The 23,367-nt window shown below is 59.2% G+C and carries 21 protein-coding genes; 5 read left to right on the top strand and 16 right to left on the bottom strand.

The features are described from left to right. Positions 1 to 31: 31 nt before the first annotated feature. The 4 genes from urtD to urtA all read right to left on the bottom strand — a co-directional run bounded on the left by urtD (position 32) and on the right by urtA (position 5,116). Positions 32 to 793 carry an urea ABC transporter ATP-binding protein UrtD gene (gene urtD / locus J2T09_RS18285; RefSeq protein WP_306837280.1) on the bottom strand — a complete coding sequence of 254 codons (762 nt, stop codon included), beginning with the start codon at positions 791 to 793 and terminating at the stop codon, positions 32 to 34. Positions 794 to 806: 13 nt separating this feature from the next. Continuing rightward, complete coding sequence (urtC, locus tag J2T09_RS18280; protein ID WP_306837279.1) at positions 807 to 1,970, bottom strand: urea ABC transporter permease subunit UrtC; 1,164 nt, start codon at positions 1,968 to 1,970, stop codon at positions 807 to 809. After that, positions 1,967 to 3,580 carry an urea ABC transporter permease subunit UrtB gene (gene urtB, locus J2T09_RS18275; RefSeq protein WP_306837276.1) on the bottom strand — a complete coding sequence of 538 codons (1,614 nt, stop codon included), beginning with the start codon at positions 3,578 to 3,580 and terminating at the stop codon, positions 1,967 to 1,969. Before urtB ends, urtC begins: the two co-directional genes overlap by 4 nt. 246 nt (positions 3,581 to 3,826) lie before the next feature. Then, positions 3,827 to 5,116 carry an urea ABC transporter substrate-binding protein gene (gene urtA / locus J2T09_RS18270; protein WP_306837274.1) on the bottom strand — a complete coding sequence of 430 codons (1,290 nt, stop codon included), beginning with the start codon at positions 5,114 to 5,116 and terminating at the stop codon, positions 3,827 to 3,829. A 205-nt stretch (positions 5,117 to 5,321) separates the two neighbouring features. On the opposite strand from urtA, the gene J2T09_RS18265 reads away from it, so the two are divergent. Then, on the top strand, positions 5,322 to 5,735 hold the full coding sequence (locus tag J2T09_RS18265; protein WP_306837271.1) for a DUF1801 domain-containing protein: 414 nt from the start codon (positions 5,322 to 5,324) through the stop codon (positions 5,733 to 5,735). A 124-nt stretch (positions 5,736 to 5,859) separates the two neighbouring features. On the opposite strand, the gene J2T09_RS18260 is transcribed toward J2T09_RS18265, so the two are convergent. Both J2T09_RS18260 and J2T09_RS18255 read right to left on the bottom strand, forming a co-directional pair. Further along, on the bottom strand, positions 5,860 to 5,988 hold the full coding sequence (locus J2T09_RS18260; protein WP_306837269.1) for a hypothetical protein: 129 nt from the start codon (positions 5,986 to 5,988) through the stop codon (positions 5,860 to 5,862). Between the two features lie 80 nt (positions 5,989 to 6,068). Then, the gene (locus J2T09_RS18255; RefSeq protein WP_306837267.1) at positions 6,069 to 6,944 is read right to left on the bottom strand and encodes a LysR substrate-binding domain-containing protein; all 876 of its coding nucleotides are present in this window, start codon (positions 6,942 to 6,944) and stop codon (positions 6,069 to 6,071) included. Positions 6,945 to 7,042: 98 nt separating this feature from the next. Between J2T09_RS18255 and J2T09_RS18250 the strand changes: the two genes are divergently transcribed. The 4 genes from J2T09_RS18250 (at position 7,043) to J2T09_RS18235 (ending at position 12,707) form a co-directional block, all read left to right on the top strand. Further along, a complete protein-coding gene (locus J2T09_RS18250) occupies positions 7,043 to 7,987 on the top strand; it encodes an AEC family transporter (protein WP_306837265.1) in 945 nt (314 codons plus the stop codon). A 125-nt stretch (positions 7,988 to 8,112) separates the two neighbouring features. Beyond that, entirely contained in the window at positions 8,113 to 11,496 is a 3,384-nt protein-coding gene (locus J2T09_RS18245) for a hybrid sensor histidine kinase/response regulator (protein ID WP_306837263.1), read from the top strand. Then, a complete protein-coding gene (locus J2T09_RS18240; RefSeq protein WP_306837261.1) occupies positions 11,489 to 12,427 on the top strand; it encodes a response regulator transcription factor in 939 nt (312 codons plus the stop codon). The genes J2T09_RS18245 and J2T09_RS18240 overlap by 8 nt, the downstream gene beginning before the upstream one ends. 73 nt (positions 12,428 to 12,500) lie before the next feature. Next, positions 12,501 to 12,707 (top strand): hypothetical protein, encoded by a 207-nt coding sequence (locus tag J2T09_RS18235; protein WP_306837259.1) that lies wholly within the window; start codon positions 12,501 to 12,503, stop codon positions 12,705 to 12,707. A gap of 103 nt (positions 12,708 to 12,810) precedes the next feature. Here J2T09_RS18235 and J2T09_RS18230 read toward each other — a convergent pair whose 3' ends face one another. From J2T09_RS18230 to J2T09_RS18185, 10 genes are all read right to left on the bottom strand, one after another. Next, positions 12,811 to 13,455 carry an imm11 family protein gene (locus J2T09_RS18230; RefSeq protein WP_306837257.1) on the bottom strand — a complete coding sequence of 215 codons (645 nt, stop codon included), beginning with the start codon at positions 13,453 to 13,455 and terminating at the stop codon, positions 12,811 to 12,813. A gap of 226 nt (positions 13,456 to 13,681) precedes the next feature. Then, a complete protein-coding gene (locus J2T09_RS18225) occupies positions 13,682 to 14,803 on the bottom strand; it encodes a branched-chain amino acid ABC transporter substrate-binding protein (RefSeq protein WP_306837255.1) in 1,122 nt (373 codons plus the stop codon). Positions 14,804 to 14,947: 144 nt separating this feature from the next. After that, the gene (locus J2T09_RS18220) at positions 14,948 to 15,301 is read right to left on the bottom strand and encodes a DUF6867 family protein (RefSeq protein WP_306837253.1); all 354 of its coding nucleotides are present in this window, start codon (positions 15,299 to 15,301) and stop codon (positions 14,948 to 14,950) included. A 39-nt stretch (positions 15,302 to 15,340) separates the two neighbouring features. Continuing rightward, positions 15,341 to 16,069, bottom strand: a complete 729-nt coding sequence (locus J2T09_RS18215; RefSeq protein ID WP_306837250.1) for an ABC transporter ATP-binding protein — start codon at positions 16,067 to 16,069, stop codon at positions 15,341 to 15,343. Continuing rightward, a complete protein-coding gene (locus tag J2T09_RS18210; RefSeq protein ID WP_306837248.1) occupies positions 16,069 to 16,947 on the bottom strand; it encodes an ABC transporter ATP-binding protein in 879 nt (292 codons plus the stop codon). Before J2T09_RS18210 ends, J2T09_RS18215 begins: the two co-directional genes overlap by 1 nt. Next, positions 16,947 to 18,299, bottom strand: a complete 1,353-nt coding sequence (gene livM / locus J2T09_RS18205) for a high-affinity branched-chain amino acid ABC transporter permease LivM (RefSeq protein ID WP_306837436.1) — start codon at positions 18,297 to 18,299, stop codon at positions 16,947 to 16,949. The genes J2T09_RS18210 and livM overlap by 1 nt, the downstream gene beginning before the upstream one ends. 37 nt (positions 18,300 to 18,336) lie before the next feature. Further along, entirely contained in the window at positions 18,337 to 19,239 is a 903-nt protein-coding gene (locus J2T09_RS18200) for a branched-chain amino acid ABC transporter permease (RefSeq protein ID WP_306837246.1), read from the bottom strand. 319 nt (positions 19,240 to 19,558) lie between these two features. Then, a complete protein-coding gene (locus tag J2T09_RS18195; protein ID WP_306837244.1) occupies positions 19,559 to 20,107 on the bottom strand; it encodes a sarcosine oxidase subunit gamma in 549 nt (182 codons plus the stop codon). Between the two features lie 10 nt (positions 20,108 to 20,117). Then, on the bottom strand, positions 20,118 to 23,075 hold the full coding sequence (locus J2T09_RS18190; protein ID WP_306837242.1) for a sarcosine oxidase subunit alpha family protein: 2,958 nt from the start codon (positions 23,073 to 23,075) through the stop codon (positions 20,118 to 20,120). Then, entirely contained in the window at positions 23,072 to 23,350 is a 279-nt protein-coding gene (locus J2T09_RS18185; RefSeq protein WP_306837239.1) for a sarcosine oxidase subunit delta, read from the bottom strand. The genes J2T09_RS18190 and J2T09_RS18185 overlap by 4 nt, the downstream gene beginning before the upstream one ends. Between the last annotated feature and the right edge of the window lie 17 nt (positions 23,351 to 23,367).

Below are 23,367 nucleotides of genomic sequence, written 5' to 3'. Positions count from 1 at the left end.
TTGAAGTTTTTCATCACCGCGCCAACTCGTGTCATCGCCCGAGATAGTTCTCGATCACCTTCGGATCATTGGAAACGAAGTCGATCGAGCCTTCCGCAAGAACAGAACCTTCCGCCAGGCAAGTCACCTTCACGCCCAGTTCGCGGATAAAGCCCATGTCGTGCTCCACCACCACGACCGAACGGCTTTTGGCAATCTCGCGCAGCAGCACCGCCGTCTCGGCCGTTTCGGCATCGGTCATGCCCGCCACCGGCTCATCCACCAGCAGCAATTTCGGTTCCTGCGCGAGCAGCATGCCGATCTCCAGCCACTGTTTCTGGCCATGGCTGAGATTGGCCGCCAGCTCGTTGCGGCGATGCGTCAGGCGGATGGTGTCGAGTATTTCCTCGATACGAACAGTGTCCTCGGCCGACAGCTTGTAGAACAAGGTCGAAAACACCCCGCGCGGCCGGTTGAGCGCCAGTTCCAGATTGTCCCAGACGGTGTGGCTTTCGAACACGGTCGGCTTCTGGAATTTGCGGCCGATGCCGAGCTGGGCGATATCGGCCTCGTCCTTTTTGGTCAGATCGATATCGTCCTCGAACAGCACGCGCCCCGTATCCGGTCGTGTCTTGCCGGTGATGATGTCCATCATCGTCGTTTTACCGGCGCCATTCGGGCCGATAATGGCCCGCAGCTCTCCCGGCTCCACCACGAAGGACAGCGAATTGAGCGCCTTGAACCCGTCAAAGGAAACGGAAACATCTTCAAGATAGAGCAGGCTTTTCGAGCGTATTTCGGCAATCGTATTCATATCCCGCCCTCTCCTATTCCGCCGCCTGCGCGACCGGGGTCACGTCACCACGCCCCTTTTCGGCACTGCTTGCCGCCTTCATCGCCTTGCGCCCGGAAAAACCGCTCTGGATGGTGCCGACGATCCCCTTCGGCAGGAACAGCGTCACGGCAATGAACAGGCCGCCCAGCGCAAACAGCCAGAGTTCCGGGAAAGCACCGGTAAAATAGCTTTTGCCGGCATTGACCAGAACCGCCCCGATGATCGGGCCGATCAGCGTGCCGCGCCCGCCGACCGCCGTCCACACCACCACTTCGATGGAATTGGCTGGCGCAAACTCGCCCGGATTGATGATGCCTACCTGCGGCACGAACAGCGCACCGGCGATACCGGCAAACATGGCCGAAACGACGAAGGTGAAGAGCTTGATGTTTTCCACCCGGAAACCGAGGAAACGCACCCGGCTTTCGGCATCGCGCACGCCGACCAGAACCTTGCCGAATTTGGAATTGACGATGGCCGAGGCGATCAGCAGACAAAGTGCCAGCATCAGCGCCGAGAGCGCGAACAGAACGGCACGCGTGCCACCCGCCTGCACGGAGAATCCGACGATTTCCTTGTAATCGGTCAGACCGTTATTGCCGCCGAATCCCATGTCGTTGCGGAAGAAGGCGAGCATCAGCGCATAGGTCATCGCCTGGGTGATGATCGACAGATAGACGCCGTTGACGCGGGACCGGAAGGCGAACCAGCCGAACACGAAGGCCAAGAGGCCCGGCACGAACAGCACCATCAGCATCGCGAACGGGAACATGTCGAACCCGTACCAGAACCACGGCAATTCCTTCCAGTTGAGGAAGATCATGAAATCCGGAAGGTCGGGATTGCCGTAGACACCGCGCGAACCGATCTGCCGCATCAGATACATGCCCATGGCATAACCGCCGAGCGCGAAAAACGCGCCATGGCCGAGCGAAAGAATGCCGCAATACCCCCAGACCAGATCGAGCGCCAAGGCAAGCAGTGCATAGCAGAGATATTTGCCCATCAGCGACATGACATAGGTCGGGATATGCAGCGCATGGTCGGCGGGCAAAAGCAGGTTGGAGGCCGGCACCAGAACCGCAGCGCCAAGAATGACCGCGACGGTCGCCAGAATATGGCCTTTGAGCGCACGAAAAATGAAAGCCGAAATCATGCTTCGATCGCCCTTCCCTTGAGCGCGAACAGGCCGCGCGGACGTTTCTGGATGAAGAGGATAATCAGCACGAGCACGAGGATCTTTCCGAGCACGGCACCGACGGACGGTTCGAGGAACTTGTTCAAGACCCCGAGCGACAGCGCACCGACCAGCGTGCCCCACAGATTGCCGACACCGCCGAACACCACGACCATGAAACTATCGATGATGTAGCTCTGACCAAGGTTCGGCGAGACGTTGTCGATCTGGGACAGCGCCACGCCCGCAATGCCGGCAATGCCGGAGCCGAGCGCGAAGGTGAAGGCGTCCACCCACGGCGTCCTGATGCCCATGGACGATGCCATGCGGCGGTTCTGGGTGACAGCGCGCATCTGCAACCCGAAGGCAGACCGTTTCATCAGCAACAGCAGGCCGACAAAGATCGACAGTGAAAACACGACGATCCACATGCGGTTCCAGGTGATGGTCATGCCGCCGAGCGGGAACGAACCGGACATCCACGACGGGTTGCCGACTTCCTGATTGGTCGGGCCAAAGAGCGTGCGGATCGCCTGCTGCAGGATCAGCGACACACCCCAGGTGGCCAGCAGCGTTTCCAGCGGCCGACCGTAGAGGAAACGGATGACGCCACGCTCGATGACGAGGCCAACGGCACCGGTCACGAGGAAAGCCACTGGCAGCGCAATCGCCAGCGACCAGTCGAAGAGGCCGGGCGCGTTTTCGCGGATCACCTGCTGCACGACGAAGGTGGAATAGGCGCCGAGCATGACCATTTCGCCATGCGCCATGTTGATGATGCCCATCACACCAAAGGTGATGGCAAGACCGATGGCGGCCAGCAACAGCACGGAACCGAGCGACAATCCGTACCAGACATTCTGCGCCATGTTCCAAAGCTGCTGTTCGTTCTGGATGGCGGTGATCGCCGCATCAAGATCGGGCTTCAGGCTGGCATCGATGGAACCCGCGACGGAATTCAGCACACCGAGGCCGCTTGCACCGAGGCCAGCAATGGTTTCGATCGCCGCACGTTTTTCATCGATGGAGCGGTCGGAGGAGAGCAGCGACACGGCGCGCGCTTCTTCCATGCGGGCTTTCACCGTGCTGTCGGTTTCCTTGGCAAGAGCGGCTTCGACCAGTTCCAGCGCCTCGGCACTCGGCGAGCGCAAAATGGCATCTGCGGCAGCCAGCCGCGCGCCACGATCCGGGCTCATCAGCGTCAGCCCGCCAAGAGCAGCGCGGATGGCACGGCGCAGGTTGTTGTTGACCCTGATCTTGGTGACCGCGCCCTTGGCGACCTGACCGGCGCTGGTCCCCGTCACCGGATCGATCAGCTCAAGCTGCTCGCCTGCAGATTTGGCGGCAAACACCGCCTTGTCGGATTTGCGGAAATAGAGGTCACCCTCGGCAAAGGCATTGAGCGCTGGTACGACACGGGTATCGCCGGTGGCGGCAATCTCGCCCACCAGCTTTTCCGCCTCGTTGAAATTGGCATCGGCCAGCTGGTCGAACAACGGCTTTGGATCGGTGCCCTGCGCAAAGGAATGACCGGAGAAGGTAAACGCCAGGAGCGTGATCAGAATTCGAAAGAAATGTCGTGTCGTCATGGCGTCAGCCCTCGTCGGCGATTTGCCGCCAGAACCTCTCATCTGCCATTCGATATTCTCGTCATCCTCGGGCTTGTCCCGAGGATCTAACCACATCGATAATATCAGGCAGTTGCAGATCCTCGGGACAAGCCCGAGGATGACGGCGGCGAGGTTCGCAACCTTTGTCAGCGGTCTGGCTCAGCTTCAGCTAAGTCATAGATTTTGTTGGTGAGGGGCTAACTCCCCCCACCAATATCAACCAACTTAGCTACCCTTGCCGCCGCACTTGCCGGTGGCGACGTTGAAGTTGCCGCATTCCATCGGCTTGCGCCAATCGGAGATCAGGTCCTTCGAGTCCGGCAGGTAATCCGACCATTCATCGCCAACGACCGCCGGGGTTTCCTGCACGATTTCGAACTGGCCATCGGCCTGGATTTCACCGATCAGCACCGGCTTGGTGATGTGGTGGTTCGGCATGACGGTGGAGGTGCCGCCAGAAAGGTTCGGAACCGAAACGCCGATAATGCTGTCCAGAACCTTGTCGGTCTCGACCGTGCCGGCAGCCTCGACTGCCTTCACCCATGCATTAAAGCCGATATAGGCGGCTTCCATCGGGTCGTTGGTGACGCGCTTGTCGTTTTTGGTAAAGGCGTGCCAGGTCTTGATGAACTCGGCATTGACCGGTGCATCGACGGACTGGAAATAGTTCCAGGCGGCAAGGTGGCCGACCAGCGGCGCGGTATCGAGACCAGCCAGTTCTTCCTCGCCCACCGAGAAGGCGACGACCGGAATATCTTCCGCCTTGACGCCCTGGTTGCCGAGTTCCTTGTAGAAGGGAACGTTGGCGTCACCATTAATGGTGGAAACCACGGCCGTCTTCTTGCCAGCGGAACCGAATTTCTTGATGTCGGAGACGATCGTCTGCCAGTCGGAATGACCGAAAGGCGTGTAGTTGATCATGATGTCCTCTTCCTTGACGCCCTTCGACATCAGGTAGGCCTTCAGGATCTTGTTGGTCGTCTGCGGATAGACATAGTCGGTACCGGCAAGCACCCAGCGCTCGACGCCTTCGGTCTCAGCCAGATAATCGACGGCCGGAATGGCCTGCTGGTTCGGGGCGGCACCGGTATAAAAGATGTTGCGCGAGGATTCTTCACCCTCATACTGCACCGGATAGAACAGGATCGAATTCAGCTCCTCGAACACCGGCAGGACGGACTTGCGCGACGAAGACGTCCAGCAGCCGAACACGGCAGCGACCTTGTCCTGGGAAATCAGCTGGCGGGCCTTTTCGGCAAACAGCGGCCAGTCGGAAGCCGGATCGACAACAACGGCTTCGAGCTTCTTGCCGAGAACGCCACCCTTCTTGTTCTGCTCTTCGACGAGCATCAGCATGGCGTCTTTCAGCGTCGTCTCCGAAATCGCCATCGTGCCGGAGAGCGAATGCAGCACGCCGATCTTGATCGTATCGTCGGCCGCGAAGGCTCCGGAGAGCGCGGTCGCGGACAGTGCGGCGGCCAGCAGCGCGCCCCCCAGTTTGCTTTTGAATGTCATGGTCGAACCCCTCTTCTTGTTCGTTCAAGCAGGGTGGGCAAAGCCTCTTGTTAACTCCTGCTTAAGGGGACTATCGGCCGCTGCACCGCAAACAAGAATACGCAAAATGACGTAGCCGCAGGGGGAGAAATGGTGGTTTGGCGCATGGATTGGTTACGGCGCGCCGCAATGATACCCTGCCCAATGATCAATGTGGGAGGAGAACATGACGGAGACCAAAAAGCCGGTCCTGCTGTCGGGCGGCAATCCGCAGATCGCCAAGGGGTATGGCGAGGAGCCGGTCAAGGCCTATATCGCCGCCATGCCGGGCTGGAAAAGCGAAGCGGGCCGCCGCATCGACGCGATCGTCACCAACACCGTTCCGGGTGTGGTCAAGGCGGTGAAATGGAACTCACCCTTTTACGGCACCGAGACCGACCTGTGGTTCATGAACCTTCACTGCTTCGACAAATACATCAAGATCGCCTTCTTTCGCGGCACGTCACTCGACCCGATGCCGCCGGAAGCATCGAAACATGCCGAGACCCGTTATTTCCATATCCGTGAGGGCGACGATTTCGAGAAACCGCTGACCGAATGGGTGAAACAGGCCGCAAAACTGCCGGGCGAAAAGATGTGATTTGGCGAACCCGGGGGGGGGGGAAAGACGAAAACAATCAGCTTCGCAACGGCTGCATGAATGCCCGCCGCTGCGAAACACATTGTCGGTCAACCCAAAGAGGCCGGCGGGCCCAGTTGCAAGACTACTTTTTCTTGTCGTCGCTCTCGGCCTGCTTGACCTGCGAACCCAAGGTCGGGGCCGCCTTTGCGGCAACCTTGTCCTTCTTGGGTTTGCGCACTTCCTTGTTGCTGCGTACCTGACCCTTGGCCATGGCGTGTCTCCTCATCTTGACGTTTAAGGATAGCCGCTTATCCGCGCGAAATAGCAAGCGATATTGTCGCTGCCCGATGTTTACCCGGCCCGCGCCTCGGCCAGGAACGGCGGCAGTGCCGGATTGAGGTTTCCCGGCCGCCACGCCACCACATGCTGGATGACCGGTGCATCTTCCAGCGGCCTGAACACCACATCGGGCAGGCCGAGCCGTTCCATCGACTGCGGCACCAGCGCAATGCCGAGCTTTTCCGCGACAAGGCTGACGATCGTCTGCTGCAATTCCACTTCCAGCCGAAAGGACGGCGCAAAACCGGCGGCGTGGCAATAATTGGTGATCGCTTTTCGCAGAACCGGCGCCACATCCATCGGCACGCCGATCAGCGGTTCGCCATCCAGCTGCTTTGCCAAAACGATCGCCTGTTCCGCCAGAACGTGACCCACCGGCATCACAAGGCAGAGCTTTTCGTGATGAATGATCTCCGTTTCCAGCCCGCGCACGAAACCCGGATTGAACATGATCGCCGCATCGAAACGGCCCTTCAGCACCGCATCGGCAAGCCCGCCCGGCACCACTTCGCGCAGTTCCTGATGCACGCCCGGATGGGCGTTGACGTAACGCCGCGTCAGCCCCGGCAGCACGGTATAGGCCGCATGCATCATGAACCCAACGGAGATTTCGCCAAGATCCCCATGTTCGGCCAGCTTGGCATTGCGGCAAGCCTGATCGAAATTGGCGATGACGGCACGCGCATCCTCCAGAAACCGGCGGCCGGCATAGGTCAGCACCGCCTGCCGCGAATGGCGCTCAAGCAGCGTCACGCCAAGCTCTGCTTCCAGCGCCGCAATCTGCCGACTGAGCGGCGGCTGACTGATATGCAGCCGCTCGGCGGCCCGCCCGAAATGCAGGGTTTCCGCCAGCGCCACGAAATAACGCATCTGCCTGATGTCGATCATGATACCGATCCGGTATGAATTGAGACGAAAATCAGTATTGGATGGAATTGATCGCGAGGACTAGACCGGGCGCAGAATTTCTTGCTCCGGTCCCCATCATGCTTGCCACACTGACTGTCGTTCTTCCCATTTTTGCGCTGATCTTTACCGGCTGGCTTTCCCGCCGCATCGGTGCGCTCGGCCCCAATGCAACCAGCGAACTCAACCGTTTTGTCGTCTATCTGGCCCTGCCGGCCCTGTTGGTGGACATTACCGCAAACGCCCGCTGGACCGATGTCTGGCAGCCCGGCTTCATCGCCGCCTTTACGCTCGGCGCGTTCATCGTCTTTGTCGTGACCATTCTTTTCCGCCTGCGCCGGCCAAGGCCTTTGGCCGATGCCACGATCGACGGCCTGAATGCGGCCTACGCCAATACCGGCTTTGTCGGCTTTCCTCTGGCGGCCGCAGCACTCGGCCCGGCAGCGCTCGCGCCGACATTGATCGCCACCATCATCACCGTCTGCGTGCTTTTTGCGGTCGCCATCATCCTCATCGAAACTGGACTACAGACCGAAAAACGCCGGACAAAACTGTTCATCAAGGTCGGCAGTTCGCTGATCCGCAATCCGCTGCTGATCGCACCCGTCATCGGCGCCATCATCCCGGTCTGCGGCCTGACCATCCCGGTTCCCGCCGAAACATTCTTGAAACTGCTCGGCGGCGCGGCGTCCCCTTGCGCGCTGGTGGCGCTCGGCCTGTTTCTGGCGGCACAACGCGAAAGCTCGGAACGCGACATCAAATCGGCAGCCCTGCTCACCAGCTTCAAGCTTATCCTCCAGCCTGCTGTAACATGGATGTTTGCCGCTCTGATTTTCGATCTGCCACCGCATCTCACCCACGCCGCCGTGCTGCTGGCGGCGCTGCCCACCGGCACCGGCTCCTTCATGCTGGCGGAATTTTACAAGCGCGAAGCAAGCGTCACATCCAACGTCATCCTGACCTCGACGGTCCTGTCAGTGGTGACGGTCAGCCTCTATCTGGCATTGATCGGCCTCATGGGCTGACCGTTGCAACCACGATTAAGCGTCGGAAAATCGCGATTACGGTTGCATGCAGCTTGCCAAACAACGCGCTACAGTCAAAAATGCCCAATCATAAGCCACTCCATTATAGGCGCTAGTTTTTAGGCATGGCCGCACGCCAACGTATCATTCCGGTCCGGCGCGAATACAATCGCTGGGTGGCCAACCAGACGCTGGAAGATTACGCGCTGCGCTTCACCGCCAAAAGCGCCCGCCGATTTTCCTCCAGCCGCATTTCGCAGACCGCCATCGGCGCCATCTCGTTTCTGGCGCTGGAAGCCATCGGCGGCACGATCACGTTGTCCTACGGCACGACCAATGCATTCTTCGCCATCATCGCCGCCGCCATCGTCATGCTGCTCGTCGGCCTGCCGATCAGCCGTTATGCCATCCGCCACGGGGTCGATATCGACCTGCTCACGCGCGGTGCATCCTTCGGCTATATCGGCTCGACCATCACATCTCTGATCTATGCCAGCTTCACCTTCATGCTGTTTGCGATCGAGGCCTCGATCATGACCGGCGCGCTGGAACTTGCCTTCGGCATTCCGCCATGGATCGGTTACATCATCAGCGCCGTGGTGGTGATCCCGCTGGTCATCTATGGCGTGCAGCTGATCTCGCGTTTCCAGCTTCTCACGCAGCCCTTCTGGATCGTCCTCAACATCCTGCCCTTCGTGTTCATCGCGTTTCTGGATTGGGAAAAATTCGATCTCTGGCGCGCCTTTGCCGGCATCGGCCATTCCAACGGCGAGGTCGGCGGCGCCGCCCCTTTCGATCTGGTGGAATTCGGCGCGGCCTCCGCCGTCATTCTGGCGCTGATGCCGCAGATCGGCGAACAGGTCGATTTCTTGCGCTTTCTTCCTCCTGAAGGCATGCAGAAATGGCGGCACCGGCTTGCGGTGTTTCTGGCCGGCCCCGGCTGGGTGGTGGTCGGCGTGCCAAAACTGCTGGCCGGTTCGTTCCTTGCCGTTCTGACGCTCTCGACTGCCGTGCCGGCGCATGAAGCTGCCGATCCCGCCCACATGTATCTGACCGCCTTCGGTTACATGATCCCCAACGAGACGGCGACACTTCTGCTGATGGCCGCCTTCGTCGTCGTGTCGCAGCTGAAGATCAATGTCATGAACGCCTATGCCGGTTCGCTGGCGTGGTCGAATTTCTTCTCGCGCCTCACCCACAGCCATCCCGGCCGCGTCGTCTGGCTGGTATTCAACGTCGCCATCGCGCTTCTGTTGATGGAACTCGGCATCTACCGGCTTTTGGAAGCAACGCTCGGCATCTTTTCGATCATCGCCATGAGCTGGCTCTGCACCATCTCGGCCGATCTTTTCATCAACAAGCCGCTCGGCCTCTCACCCGAAGGCATCGAGTTCAAGCGCGCTCATCTCTACGACATCAATCCGGTCGGCATCGGCGCGATGTTTGGCTCGGCCACGGTGGCGCTGGCCGCCCATTTCGGCCTGTTCGGTCCGCTCTGGGCATCGCTTTCGACCTACATCACCCTGATCGCGCTTCTGCTCTCACCGGCCATCGCCTTCGCCACCAAAGGCAAATATTACCTCGCGCGGAAACAGCGCAAGAGCTGGTCGTCTCTCGGCTCGATCACCTGCTCGATCTGCGAACACCCGTTCGAGCATGAGGACATGGCATGGTGTCCCGCCTATGCCGCGCCGATCTGTTCCCTCTGTTGTTCGCTCGACAGCCGCTGCCACGACATGTGCAAACCGCATGCGCGGCTGAACACACAGGTCGGCACCGTCGCCCGCACTTTTCTGCCCGAAACGGTCATCACCAAGCTGACGACAAGGCTCGGCCGTTATGCCACGACCGCCGTCATCTCGATCTCGGCCATGGGCGCCATTCTCGGCATGATCGCCTATCAGGCCGGCGAGGCAGCGCCCGCCAATGCGGAAATCATCTACGGCACCATCTCCATCGTGTTTTTCGTCTTCGCCATCATGGCCGGCATCGTTTCGTGGTTTTACGTTCTCGCCCATGACAGCCGGGTGGTGGCCGAAGAAGAATCCTCGCGCCAGAACACGCTGCTCCTCAAGGAAATCTCCGCGCACAAAAAGACCGACGCCGCCCTCCAGCACGCCAAGGAAACTGCCGAGGCCGCCAACCGCGCCAAGAGCCGGTATGTCGTCGGCCTCTCTCACGAATTGCGTACGCCGCTCAATGCCGTTCTCGGTTACGCCCAGATTCTCGAGCGTGACGACACCATCCCTGCCCCGCGGCAGTCGGCCATCAAAGTCATCAAACGTTCCGCCGATCACCTGTCTGGGCTGATCGACGGCCTGCTCGACATCTCGAAAATCGAAGCCGGCCGCCTGCAGGTCTATTCCAACGAGATCAACATCCAGGATTTTCTCGACCAGATCGTCGAAATGTTTTCGCTTCAGGCGCAGGCCAAGGGCCTGACCTTCACCCATGACCGCGCCAAAACCCTGCCGCAATATGTCCGCACCGACGAAAAACGCCTGCGCCAGATTTTGGTCAACCTGCTGTCCAACGCCATCAAATTCACCGATCACGGCACGGTGCGGTTCGATATCGCCTATCGCAGCCAGGTCGCCACCTTCACGATTTCCGATACCGGTCGCGGCATCGCTCAAAAGGATCTAGGCCGTATCTACGAACCGTTTCAGCGCGGAGAAGCGGACAGTGTTCGTCCCATGCCGGGCCTCGGTCTCGGCCTCACCATCACCCAGCTTCTGACCAACACGATGGGCGGTGAAATCACTGTTTCGAGCATCAAGGACGAAGGCTCGACCTTCAAGGTGCGTCTAATGCTGTCCGCCGTGCACCGACCCAGTACCGCGCCGGCACCGGAAAAGAAGATCACCTCCTATACCGGCCCGCGCCGCACCATCGTCGTGGTCGATGACAACGAGGATCATCGCGAACTGATGCGCGAAGTGCTCACCCCGATGGATTTCGTCGTGCTGACGGCGGCAAGCGGCCCGGAATGCCTGACGTTGATCGAAGGCGTCAAGCCGGACCTGTTTCTGGTCGACATCTCCATGCCCGGCATGAACGGCTGGCAACTGGTCGCCAAACTGCGCGAACTGGAACAGAAGGCGCCGATCGTCATGCTCTCGGCCAATATCGGTGATGGCGCCGGCAATCCGGATGGCACCGATGGCCATAACGATGCGATCGCCAAGCCGGTCAATGTCCGGCGTCTGGCCGACAAGCTTGCCGTCCATCTCGGCCTGACATGGACCTATGAAGACGACCTGCCGGCAGAACCCGCGCCAAAACCGGCCGCCATCATAAGCCCCGGTCCCGCCCACCTTCAGGACCTTCTCCAGCTTGGTGAAATCGGTTATGTCCGCGGTATAGAAGCCAAGCTTGCCGATCTTGCAAAAACCGAGGAAAACCGCCCCTTTGCCGAACAGGCCGGCGCTTACGTGCAGGCCTTCGACATTGCCGGCTACATGGCCTTCCTGAACCGTTTTGACGAGGAAAAGACCGACCATGCCTGACACGACAACGCCCCGCGATATCGTGCTTCTGGTCGATGACAGCCCGGAGGCGCTGGGCTTCCTCACCGACGCGCTGGAACAATCCGGTTTTTCGGTGCTGATTGCCACATCGGGACAGGCCGCCCTCTCCATCGTCGAGCGCATCACCCCCGATCTCGTGCTGATGGATGCGGTCATGCCCAACATGGACGGGTTTGAGACCTGCCGTCGCCTCAAGGCGCATGGGGCGGTGGCACAGGTGCCGGTGATTTTCATGACCGGCCTGACGGAAACCGAACATGTCGTCAACGCGCTGGACAGCGGCGGCGTCGATTACCTCACCAAGCCGATCAATATCGACGAGCTGCGCGCCCGTATCCGTGTCCACCTGTCCAATGCCCGTTCGGCCCAGAGCGCCCGTGTGGCACTCGATGCCGCCGGCCGACACCTGCTCGCCGCGCGTGGCTCGGGTGCGGTGCACTGGTCGACGCCGCAGGCAACCCGGCTGATCAATGCCGCCACCGGCAGTGACGAAGGCCTCGAAATCGTCGCCACCCGCCTTGCCGGCTGGATGGCCGAGCGCAGCAAGCCGGGCTTTTCCCGCGATGCCAGTTTTTCGCTGCCCTCGCCCACCGCCAATGCGGCCGAAGCCGCCAGCCTGCAATTTTCCTTCCTCGGCGCAATCGGTGCCGACGAATTCCTCTTCCGCCTCACCGCCGCCCGCGAACGCTCCGACGACGCTATTCTGCGCCAGCATTTTCCGCTGACCCAGCGCGAGTCCGAAGTTTTGCTCTGGATCGCCAAGGGCAAGGCCAACCGCGATATCGCCGATATTCTGGGCTTGTCCGCGCGCACGGTGAACAAACATCTGGAACAGATCTATGTGAAACTCGGCGTGGAAAACCGCGCCTCGGCGGCGGTGAAAGCCGCGCATGTGCTGCACGAGATGTGAGGGGCGTCCGCCCACCACCGGGAACCGAAGCGCTGCCTCCCCTGTTGTGATCGGTAAACCGGAGGTCAGCACCATGTCGTTCAAGATCAAGCCAGTCGATGGCAACCGCCCAGGCTTCGAAGCCGAAACCGCACGCGAGGCCATAAATGCCGTCCAAAAGGTCTGGCAGGATGGTGGCGGTGCGGCAAAGGTCGAGATCGAGGACGAGAGGACGTCACCGGATGAGGAGACGGCATCGGAACGGGATCTGATGCGGCGGCAGGAACAGGGCGGCGCGTAATCCGCGCGTGCGACCCAGCCAATGCACGACACCTTTATTCCAAACAAATGGTACGATGAACCGAGAGAAGATGCGGGCCTCTGCCTCAAGGACTTTAAAAGGGCTATTTTCGGATTGAGACGTCTTTGAAATACGCCGTATTTGTGACACCAGCGGCCAGAAACTCTCTTCTCAAAAAGGCATCGCAATATATTCCGGTCATTTTATTTTGCCGGAATATATGCGCACCTCCCAATTTTTGAATATTAAAATTAACCTCCTGATCGCCCGTCAATGAATAACGATCACCATCACCATCAACTACACGAACTACTTTTGAATTTACCTCATCCAAAGCATCCACTTTCCTGACCACATCACACAGATAGTGTTCTGGATCGAGCGGCTTTCCACTTATATGGAAGACGTCACATTCTACGAATGAAACACTTTCCGGATCAAATTTCTCCAGAACACTCTTTACTCGGCGAGACACCAGCCAGTACGAGTGAAATTGCTCAAAGTCTTTTGGTGGGTTTTTGTAAGATTTCTTATTAGGCCTCAATACAGGCTTCTCCGAAAAATCTCCAAACCCATACTTCTGACCTACGGGAGGGCCAAGCATAACTATTGGAAAACTGACAAGATTTTCTTGATTTTCCAGCTCAAGCCCGTGCAATCCACCAGCAAAAAACGGACTTATTTGAAAATATTCACCGATGCGCTTGCCTTTGTTCAGTCCCGCTTCGTTCTCTCTTCCATCGCTCATATGCTGCAGGCCTCGCATTTTGGAATCATATAAAATTTCAAATCAAGAGATCATCGCCATGCCCTCATGGAAAGCGCCTCCACGGACCTGCGCATATAAAACCACTGGGATTTATCGAAACCAGCCGCCTTTCGACAGCCCATCGTTACATCTAAACCTCTAAAACGCAAAAAGAGCCCGGCTTTCGACCGGGCTCCCTGCATTCTTGTGGTTCAAGCCAAATGGCTTAGCTGCCCTGCTGGAAGTAGCTGAACTTGCCGTCCGGGCCCTTCTTCCATTCGTACATGACATAGCCCGGAAGTTTCGGATCGCCCTTTTCGTCGAAGGCGATGTCGCCGAGAACGGTCTTGAACGTGCCTTCCTTCAGCTTGGCGGCAACCGCTTCCGCATCATCCGCGCTGCCGGCAGCCTTGATGCCTTCAGCGATCAGCTGAACGGCGGCGTAGGAATAGAGCGTGTAGGCTTCCGGGTTGAAGCCGGCAGCCTTGAACTTTTCGACCAGTTCCTTGTTTTCCGGGCGCAGGGTCGGGTCCGGGCCAAAGGTGTTGAGCGTGCCTTCGACGGCATCGCCGGCGATCGAGGCCAGTTCGTTGGAGACGATACCGTCACCCGATACGAGCGTTGCCTTGAGGCCCTGGTCCTTTGCCTGACGGATGATCAGGCCGGCTTCGGTGTGGAGACCGCCCCAGTAGATGATCGAAACGCCGGCTTCCTTCATCTTGGCGATGAGGGCGGAGAAGTCCTTGTCGCCGGTGTTGACGCCTTCGCGGACGACTTCCTTCTTGCCGGCTGCGTTGTAGGCCTTCTGGGTCTCGTTGGCGAGGCCCTGGCCGTAAGGTGTCTTGTCGTCGATGATGGCGATCTTGGCATCGGCGAACTTGTCGGCAAGGTACTTGCCGGCAACGCCGCCCTGCTGGTCGTCACGGCCGCAGGTGCGGAACGTGTTCCACAGACCGCGCTCGGTGAAGACCGGGTTGGTTGCAGCCGGCGTCACTTCGAGAATGCCGTTTTCGGCATAAACTTCCGACGCCGGGATGGACACGCCCGAGTTGAAGTGACCGACCACATACTTGACGCCGTCAGCGACGAACTTGTTGGCGACGGAAACGCCCTGCTTGGCGTCAGAGACGTCGTCGCCGAGCGCGATCGTCAGCTTTTCGCCGTTGATGCCGCCGGCAGCGTTGATGTCTGCGATGGCCTGTTCGGCGCCCTTCTGGAGCTGTGCACCGAATGCGGCGTTCGGGCCGGTCAAAGGACCGCCGACGCCGATGACGATGTCAGCCCAGGCGTTGCCGCTAAAGGCAACCATGGCCGTCAGCGCAACAGCGGAAAGAAGAGACTTCTTCATTGAATAACTCCCAGTTATTTATGAGGTGAGCGATTATTTGGGATCCAGCGCAACACCCACCATCGCCGCGCCGGAAAACTGTTCCACCTTTTGGTGTGTTATTGTTATTGTCCAAACCGATCTGAATTCAGATTAGACCGGCTGTCAATCTTTGTTCTTCCACGAAAATGCGGAGGTCGGCTCGTAGAGCCAGTAATAGTTCTGAACCATCTGCTTGGTACGACGGATGCGGAAACCGGCCAGCGCAAAAGCCAGCATCAGAAGGAGATCCAGCCCGAAATAAACGGCATGGATCAACGGCCCCTGGAACAGCGCGTAATGCAGAAACTGCATGGCGCAGGTCAGAAGCACCGCATAGATCACCACTTCGCGATACCCGTTCCAGCCTTCGGCCGCCGCCTTGCCGGCCCGCCACGCGGTCCAGAAACCGAGCAGAAGGACAAGGCCCCGCAAAAAATAACGAACCGTCGTGTCGTCTTCGAAAAACAGGCCCTGCATGTCAGATGCTCCCCATCGAGAGGGTAGAAAGGATCGCGCTCAATGCCGGCCTCCTTCGAGATAGGCGGCACGAACTTCCGGGTTCGCCAGCAGTTCCTTGCCGGAACCCGACATCGTGACCTTGCCGTTGACCATGACATAGGCACGGTCAGACAGTTTGAGTGCCGCGAAGGCGTTCTGCTCGACGAGGAAGACGGTGAGCCCCTCCTCCTTGTTGAGTTTTCTGATCGCCTCGAAAATGCCCTTGACGATCAAGGGTGCGAGACCGAGCGAAGGCTCGTCGAGCAGAAGCAGCTTTGGACGTGCCATCAGCGCGCGGCCGATCGACAACATCTGCTGTTCGCCGCCCGAAAGCGTGCCGCCGCGCTGCGTCTGGCGTTCCTTCAGGCGCGGGAACATCGCAAACACCTTTTCGACGTCCTCTTTGAAATATTTGAGGTTGTCGAGATTGGCGCCCATCTGCAGATTTTCCAGCACCGTCATGCGCGGAAAAATGCGGCGGCCTTCCGGCGACTGGGCGATGCGCCGCCTAGCAATCAGGTGCGTCGGCAACCTGGTGATATCCTCGCCATCGAAAATGACCTGACCGTTTTTCGCCTGCGGAGAACCGCAAATGGTCATCATCAGCGTCGACTTGCCGGCTCCATTGGCGCCGATCAGGCTGACGATCTCGCCCTGGTGGACATCGACATCGACGCCGGAGAGAGCACGAATATTGCCATAGAAGGTTTCGACGCCCTGGACTTTCAGAAGGGGTTCACCGGCCATCAGACGGTCCCTCCTTCGACAGTGGCATGGTCGAGCTGTTCCTCGATTTCTTCAACTTCTTCATCCTCGACGCCGAGATAGGCTGCGATAACCTTCGGGTCGTTTTTCACATGATCCGGTGTGCCATCGGAAATCTTCTGGCCATATTCGAGAACGACGACATGGTCGGAAATCTCCATGACCACCGACATGTCGTGCTCGATCAGGAGCAGCGATGTGCCTTCATCGCGAATGCCGCGCAGAAGCGTGTTCAGCGTCAGCGATTCCTTCGGGTTAAGGCCGGCGGCCGGTTCGTCCAGGCAGAGCAGTTCCGGACCGGTGCACATGGCGCGGGCAATTTCCAGACGGCGCTGCGCACCATAGGAAAGGTCACCCGCCGGATCGTCGGCACGATCGATCAGATCGGCCTTTTCCAGCCAGTACTGCGCCTTCTCGATGGCTTCCCTGGCAGCCGTCTTGTAGGCGGGCAGACCAAGAAGACCGAGAACGGTGAAACCCGAAGCCTTCATCAGCACGTTGTGCTGCGCGACCAGCAGGTTTTCCAGAACCGTCAGGCCGGAAAACAGCCGGATGTTCTGGAATGTACGGGAGACGCCCGCCACCTTGTTGATCTCGAAATCGCGCAGGCGTTCCAGCAGGAACTCCTTGCCGTTCGAGCGCTTGAGCGTGAGCATGCCCATGGTCGGCTTGTAGAAGCCGGTGATGCAGTTGAACACCGTGGTCTTGCCGGCGCCGTTCGGGCCAATCAGCGCGGTGATTTCACCGCGCTTGGCTTCGAACGAGCAGTCGTTGATCGCCATCAGGCCACCGAACTTCATCGACAGGTGTTCGACCTTGAGGATCGTGTCGTTTGTCATTGTTGTCGTACCCGTCGCCATCAGCCGTGGCCTTCCTTGGTGAAGCTGCCGGAGACAGCTTTTCTTGTTCTCAGGAAGGCAGTCGGTTCACGGGTGCCGACGAAACCACGCGGCTTGAACAACATGACGATGACCATCGCCAGGCCGAAGAGCAGCATGCGGTAGAGTTCAGGTGTGAAATCCGGTCCGAAAATGTGCTTGAGGAATTCCATCTCGCGCAAAAGTTCGGTGCCGCCGACCATGACCACCGCCGCAATGGCAATGCCGGTGAGCGAGCCCATGCCGCCGAGAACGACAATGGCCAGAATGATGGCCGATTCCAAAAAGACAAAGCTTTCCGGAGACACGAAACCCTGACGGGCGGCGAAGAACGAGCCGGCGAAACCGCCGAACATGGCGCCCGTGGCAAAGGCCGTCAGCTTGGTGGCGACGGTGTTGATGCCGAGCGAACGGCAGGCAATCTCGTCTTCACGCAGCGCTTCCCAGGCACGACCGATCGGCATGCGGCGCAGGCGGATGGTCACATAGGCCGTCAGCATGCACAGCGCCAGAATGACGTAGAACAGGAAGATCTTGTAATAGACCGAGGAAGACGGAAGCCCCCAGGCCTTGTTGAAATTGTTCGCCGCACCAACGTCGAAAGACCAGATGCCGAAGAAGGATGCCTTGGCGATGCCGGAGATACCAAAGGTACCACGGGTCACGTCCGTCCAGTTGATCAGCACAAGTCGTATGATTTCACCGAAGGCAAGTGTGACGATGGCGAGATAATCGCCTCTCAACCGCAGAACCGGGAAGCCGAGAATGATGCCCCAGAACCCTGCGAGAATGCCGGCCATCGGCAGAAGCAGCCAGAAGGAGAAACCGAAATTGGCCGACAGCAGCGCGTAGGAATAGGCACCGACCGCATAGAAGGCGACGTAACCCAGATCGAGCAGACCGGCGAGACCGACGACGATGTTGAGACCCCAGGCCAGCATCACGTAGATGAGGATCTGGATGCCAAAGTTGTCGACATATTTCAGCGAGCCCTGACGACCAAAAATCATCATCGCCAGGAAGGGATAGCAGAGCAGGAAAACCAGCGCGATTTTCAGGAAATGCTTGTGGAAGAAGCTTTTTTCTTCCGACACTTCCAGAATGCCGGTCTTGGCCTTGGCGAGCTTGCGCTTGTCGAGATGCGGCTTGATGAAACCGACCGTCACGAAGCGGCCAACGGCTGCAACGATGACGAAGACGCCGAGCAAACCCCAGCGCGTGCGCCAGACCAGCTGGTTGTTGATGTCCTGATAGGTTTCGATACCGACGAAGACGAGGAACATCAGGAAGGCGATGATGCCGGCAACGGCACCTTCCTTGACGGCTTTCGCCATCACGTCTTCCTGAACGTTTTGATATCCGTTTGCCATGTTACACCTTCTCCACTTCCGGCCGGCCAAGAATGCCGGTGGGCTTGAAGATCAGCACGATGGCGAGGATGGCGAAGGTCGCGACATCCTTGTAGGCAATCGAGAAATAAGCTGACCACAGGCTTTCGATAAGTCCGATCAGCAGACCGCCGAGAACGGCGCCCGGCAGCGAGCCGATACCGCCGAGAACGGCCGCGGTAAACGCCTTCACGCCCGGAATGAAACCGTCGTTGAACGAGGCGACACCGTAATACATCAGGTACATGGTACCGGCGACGGCTGCGAGTGCCGCCCCCATGATGAAGGTGATCGAGATCGTGCGATCGACGTCGACGCCAAGCAGCGCCGCCATCTTGCGGTCCTGCTCGGTGGCGCGCTGGGCGCGGCCAAGCGGCGTCTTGTTGACGATGTACCAGAAGGCGAACAGCAGGATCGAGGTGATCACCACGATCAGGATCTGCTTCAGCGAAATGGTGATGTTGCCGATGTGGTAGACATCCGTCACCAGAGGCGGGATCGGCTTGTTGCGCGGACCCTGTGTCACCTGGATGAAGTTGGACAGCACGATCGACATGCCGATCGCGGTGATCAGCGGCGCGAGACGGAACGAACCGCGCAAAGGCCGATAGGCGATGCGCTCGATCGTCCAGTTCCACAGGCCGGTCATCAGCATGGCGATGATCAGCATCAGCAGAAGCGCAAGCGCCACCGGAATGCCGGCAAAGAACGTGGTGAGGATGAGAAAGACGATCAGGGCAGCAAAACCGCCGAGCATGAAGATATCGCCATGGGCGAAGTTGATCATGCCGATAATGCCGTAGACCATCGTGTAACCGATCGCCACGAGGCCATAGATCGATCCGAGAGTCAGCCCGTTGGCGAGCTGCTGGATAAAATATTCCATGTAGTTTCCCCTGGATGCAGTCCCACTCGGCTGCATCTCTTCGTTTCAGCGTCCCTTAAGGGATCTTCAATTTTTTTGATTCCTACCCGTTTCGAGGGAAATGTGAAGTGCAAAATAAAGAGGCAGAATATTTTTAGTGGGCTTTTGCCCAGGATGGCGCATTTACGCCCATAGATGCCAAAAAAGCGGCAGATACGTCACAAAATCTGTGCGTAAATTAGATGTAGAGGCACCGGTTAGCGCCTCAATAGTTTCAATAAATTGCAATTTCAGCGCGCACGGTCCTGACTTTTGTCAAGGAGAACCGACACAGGCGCCGTTACTCGCCGAATCCACGCGTCACGGCATGCTCGCGCCCGGCTTCGCGCAACTCGTCGAAAACATACCCGGCATAAGAACGCGGCACGATGATCTCGAACGTATCGGCACCGGTACGCGCCAGATTGCCGGCAACACGGCAGATCATCATCGGCGCGGAAAAACCTTCGGCAAACACATCCGCGTGCAGGTCCACTGCCACGCATTTGGCGAGAATGGTGCGCACATCCGGGCCAGACAGCGCCATCAGCACCTGACCGTCGCTCTGCTCGGCAAAGGAGAGGCCGGGAATGGCGGCAAGCGATGTCGCAATCGTTCCGGCATCGGTGCTCTGCGAAACAACCAGCCAGTCCGAAGGACTGACCGAACGCGCCACGATATTTTCGACCAGTGACAAAGCTTCGGCGACGGAAACCTCGTGGCCGGCATGCGCAATCGCGGAAAAAATCACAGGACGGCGAATAACCGTCAGGTGGTTGACGTTCGGGCTCGGCTCGTAACCGCTCATGCGGTCTTCGAGAATATGCCGGTGTATAAAGGAAATCGACATCGGCATTACCTCAGACATGCAGGTTCAGGTTTTCAGGATCGACAAACACCGGCGCGCAGACTTCCGCCAGGAATTCACTGCTGCGCACGGCATCCCAGACGAGAATCTTTTCGCCGATGCGTTCACGGCCGGATTTCAGCATGGCAAGCCCGATCCACTGGCCGATATGCGGAGAGAAGCAGGCGGAAGACACAAACCCCTGCCCCGCCGTCATCGACGGTTCGACACCTTCGCGCAGCAGCGCAGCACCGGCCTTCAATGGCTTGTCGAGCTCAACGGGCTTGAGGCCGACCATCTGCAAACGGTCGGCGGCGGTGAGGCCGTAGCGCGTGGAGAGGCGCTTGCCGATAAAATCAGGCTTGCTCGTCGACATCATTTTTCCGAGGCCAACATCATCTGCCGTGGTCCGGCCATCGAGTTCCGAATGGGTGACATGGCCCTTTTCGATGCGCAGCACATCGAGCGCCTCGACACCATAAGCGCAAATCCCCTCGTCGCGGCCAGCCTCCATGATCGCATCGGCCACCGCCTCGCCGTAGCCTGCCGGCACCGCCAGCTCATAGGCCAGTTCACCGGAGAAGGAGATGCGGAACAACCGCGCGGTCAACCCGCCCTTCAACTGCACTTCACGCGCCGCAAGGAATGGAAAGGAAGCGTCGGAAAGATCGTCCTCGACCAGTTTTTGCAGGATTGTTCGCGACTTTGGCCCGGCCAGCGCCATCTGCGCCCACTGATCCGAGGTCGAGACAAACCGCACGTCGAGATCAGGCCAAAAAGTCTGCGCGGCAAATTCCAGATGTGCCATCACTTCGGCCGCATAGGCGGTTGTCGTGGTCATCACGTAATGGTTTTCGGAAAGCCGGCTGGTGGTGCCATCGTCGAAAACCATGCCGTCTTCGCGCAACATCAGCCCATATCGCGCCTTGCCGACCGGCAGTTTCAGGAAGGCATTGGAATAAACGCTATTGAGGAATTCAGCCGCATCGCTCCCAAAAATTTCGATCTTGCCGAGCGTCGAGACATCGCAGAGGCCGGCATTCTGGCGGACATTCAGCACTTCACGGTCAACGCTTTCGCGCCAGGTCTTTTCTTCGCCCTGCACGAAATAGGCCGAGCGATACCAGAGGCCCGCCTCAAGGAAGGTCGCGCCGTTTTTCTTCGCCCAGCCATGCAGCGGTGACGTGCGGATAGGCCGCGACTGTTCGGCGCGCGCAGTACCCGCCAAGGCACCGAAAGAAACCGGCGTGTAGAACGGCCGATACGTCGTGGTACCAACTTCCGCCGGAGACACGCCGCGCATACCGGCGAGCAGCGCCACGGCGTTGACATTGCCGAGCTTACCCTGATCGGTCGCCATGCCACTGGTCGTATAACGCTTGGCATGTTCGACATGACCAAACCCCTCGCGTGTGGCGAGCGCCAGATCGTCAACGTGGACGTCGTTCTGGAAATCGACAAACGCCTTGGCGCGCGCGCCCGGCACATACCAGAGCGGCGCAAAGGACGGATCGTATTCGCCTTCCACCTCCGGCGTGTTGACATGCCCGACCAGACGGCCGACGGCTTCCACCGCCGCATGCGCCTTCACCGCACCGTCCCGCAGGCATTCGGAAACCGTGGCATGGCCCGCCGCCGAACCGGCAGCGGTAAACAGCGGTCCGACATCCGGCGCGAGAAAGGCTTGCGCCTCCTCCGACCATACCGGCTTGGCGCCGCGCTGGCACATCAGATGCACGATCGGCGACCAGCCACCGGACATGGCCAGCGCATCGCAATCGATCATCTCGTCGTAACCGAAGCGGTTGGTCATGATGCCGGACAGGCGTTTTCCGCCCTTGGTATCGACAATCGAGCCGCTGCGGATGACGCGCACGCCATAAGGCGCAAAATCAGAAGAAGCCGCGCGGCTATCGATGATCGCGGCAATGTTGACGCCGCGTGCGGATAGATCGGCAGCGGTACGATAACCGGAACCACCATTGGTAAAGACAGCAACCTTGCGGCCGGTGGCGACGCCATAACGGTTGAGATAGGTGCGCGTCGCATCCGCCGTCATGATACCGGGGCGGTCATTGCCTCCAAAAACCAGCGGCCGCTCTTCCGCACCGGATGCAAGAATGGCGCGACCGGCGGCGATACGCCAAAGCCGCTCCACCGGCTTGTCGGCGCTGGGGACGGCCACGTGTTTCTGCACCTTTTCGACGGCACCAAACACCATGTCGTCATACCAGCCGAACACGGTGGTGCGCGGCATGATCGTCACATTCGGCATGGCTGCCAGTTCGGCAAGCGTCGCGGAGGCAAAATCCGGCGCGGACACGCCGCCGATCATCGCCGTTTCGGACAGCAGCGAACCGCCGAGACGAAAATCCTGTTCCGCCAGAATGACGCGCAGACCGGCGCGACCGGCGGTCAAGGCAGCCATCAGGCCGGACGGACCGGAGCCGACCACCAGCAGATCGCAATGCGCCCAGCTCTTTTCATAACGATCCGGGTCAGCGGCCAGCACCGCCTTGCCGAGACCGGCGGCACGGCGAATGACCGGTTCATACACCTTCTCCCAAAAGGCGGCCGGCCACATGAATGTCTTATAGTAGAAACCGGCACCCAGCATCGGCGACAGCGCACCGTTGATCGAGCCGATATCGAATTTCAGCGACGGCCAGGCATTCTGGCTCTTCGCCACCAGCCCGCTGTAAAGCTCGGCCACCGTCGCACGTGTGTTCGGCTCGGTGCGAGCGTGGCTGCCGATCGTCACCAGCGCATTCGGTTCGGACGGCCCCGCCGTCACCGGCCCGCGCGGGCGATGATATTTGAAGCTGCGGCCCATCAGCATCTGGTCGTTGGCAAGCAGAGCCGAGGCCAGCGTGTCGCCCTCAAAACCCTTGTAGGTGCGGCCATCGAAGGAAAATTTGACGACGCGGCTGTGATCGACCAGCCCGACATTGGTGATACGGGAAGAGGTCATGCTGCACCTCCGTTTGCCATGTCGCGCGCATCGGTCACGGCAAAAACCTCATGGGTGAGGTTGTCGCGCTCCACCACCAGCCAGCGCCGGCAGCCCGCCACATGGTGCCAATATTCACGAATTTTTCCACGCGGATTTTCGCGCAGATAGACATAGGCATGCCACGCCTCTTCCGAGGCCGCGGGCGCCGGCCGTTCCGGCACGGCATCGCCACGGATGGAAAACTCTTCCCTAGGGCGTCGTCCGCAATGCGGGCAGGTGATCAGGCTTGCCATCAGAAAATATCTCGGTC

This window comes from Neorhizobium huautlense (genome assembly GCF_030811685.1).
In the GTDB taxonomy this organism is placed as follows: domain Bacteria; phylum Pseudomonadota; class Alphaproteobacteria; order Rhizobiales; family Rhizobiaceae; genus Neorhizobium; species Neorhizobium huautlense_A.
This window is presented reverse-complemented; position numbering and strand designations above follow the sequence as displayed.

Bases quoted from the DNA above. Each gene is read 5' to 3' on its own strand.
- J2T09_RS18210 (WP_306837248.1), bottom strand. From the start codon at position 16,947: ATGGCGACGGGTACGACAACAATGACAAACGACACGATCCTCAAGGTC.
- J2T09_RS18250 (WP_306837265.1), top strand. From the start codon at position 7,043: ATGCTTGCCACACTGACTGTCGTTCTTCCCATTTTTGCGCTGATCTTT.
- J2T09_RS18200 (WP_306837246.1), bottom strand. From the start codon at position 19,239: ATGGAATATTTTATCCAGCAGCTCGCCAACGGGCTGACTCTCGGATCG.
- livM (WP_306837436.1), bottom strand. From the start codon at position 18,299: ATGGCGAAAGCCGTCAAGGAAGGTGCCGTTGCCGGCATCATCGCCTTC.
- J2T09_RS18230 (WP_306837257.1), bottom strand. From the start codon at position 13,455: ATGAGCGATGGAAGAGAGAACGAAGCGGGACTGAACAAAGGCAAGCGC.
- J2T09_RS18265 (WP_306837271.1), top strand. From the start codon at position 5,322: ATGACGGAGACCAAAAAGCCGGTCCTGCTGTCGGGCGGCAATCCGCAG.
- J2T09_RS18195 (WP_306837244.1), bottom strand. From the start codon at position 20,107: ATGTCGATTTCCTTTATACACCGGCATATTCTCGAAGACCGCATGAGC.
- J2T09_RS18190 (WP_306837242.1), bottom strand. From the start codon at position 23,075: ATGACCTCTTCCCGTATCACCAATGTCGGGCTGGTCGATCACAGCCGC.
- urtD (WP_306837280.1), bottom strand. From the start codon at position 793: ATGAATACGATTGCCGAAATACGCTCGAAAAGCCTGCTCTATCTTGAA.
- urtC (WP_306837279.1), bottom strand. From the start codon at position 1,970: ATGATTTCGGCTTTCATTTTTCGTGCGCTCAAAGGCCATATTCTGGCG.
- urtA (WP_306837274.1), bottom strand. From the start codon at position 5,116: ATGACATTCAAAAGCAAACTGGGGGGCGCGCTGCTGGCCGCCGCACTG.
- urtB (WP_306837276.1), bottom strand. From the start codon at position 3,580: ATGACGACACGACATTTCTTTCGAATTCTGATCACGCTCCTGGCGTTT.
- J2T09_RS18240 (WP_306837261.1), top strand. From the start codon at position 11,489: ATGCCTGACACGACAACGCCCCGCGATATCGTGCTTCTGGTCGATGAC.
- J2T09_RS18215 (WP_306837250.1), bottom strand. From the start codon at position 16,069: ATGGCCGGTGAACCCCTTCTGAAAGTCCAGGGCGTCGAAACCTTCTAT.
- J2T09_RS18255 (WP_306837267.1), bottom strand. From the start codon at position 6,944: ATGATCGACATCAGGCAGATGCGTTATTTCGTGGCGCTGGCGGAAACC.
- J2T09_RS18235 (WP_306837259.1), top strand. From the start codon at position 12,501: ATGTCGTTCAAGATCAAGCCAGTCGATGGCAACCGCCCAGGCTTCGAA.
- J2T09_RS18185 (WP_306837239.1), bottom strand. From the start codon at position 23,350: ATGGCAAGCCTGATCACCTGCCCGCATTGCGGACGACGCCCTAGGGAA.
- J2T09_RS18245 (WP_306837263.1), top strand. From the start codon at position 8,113: ATGGCCGCACGCCAACGTATCATTCCGGTCCGGCGCGAATACAATCGC.
- J2T09_RS18220 (WP_306837253.1), bottom strand. From the start codon at position 15,301: ATGCAGGGCCTGTTTTTCGAAGACGACACGACGGTTCGTTATTTTTTG.
- J2T09_RS18225 (WP_306837255.1), bottom strand. From the start codon at position 14,803: ATGAAGAAGTCTCTTCTTTCCGCTGTTGCGCTGACGGCCATGGTTGCC.
- J2T09_RS18260 (WP_306837269.1), bottom strand. From the start codon at position 5,988: ATGGCCAAGGGTCAGGTACGCAGCAACAAGGAAGTGCGCAAACCCAAG.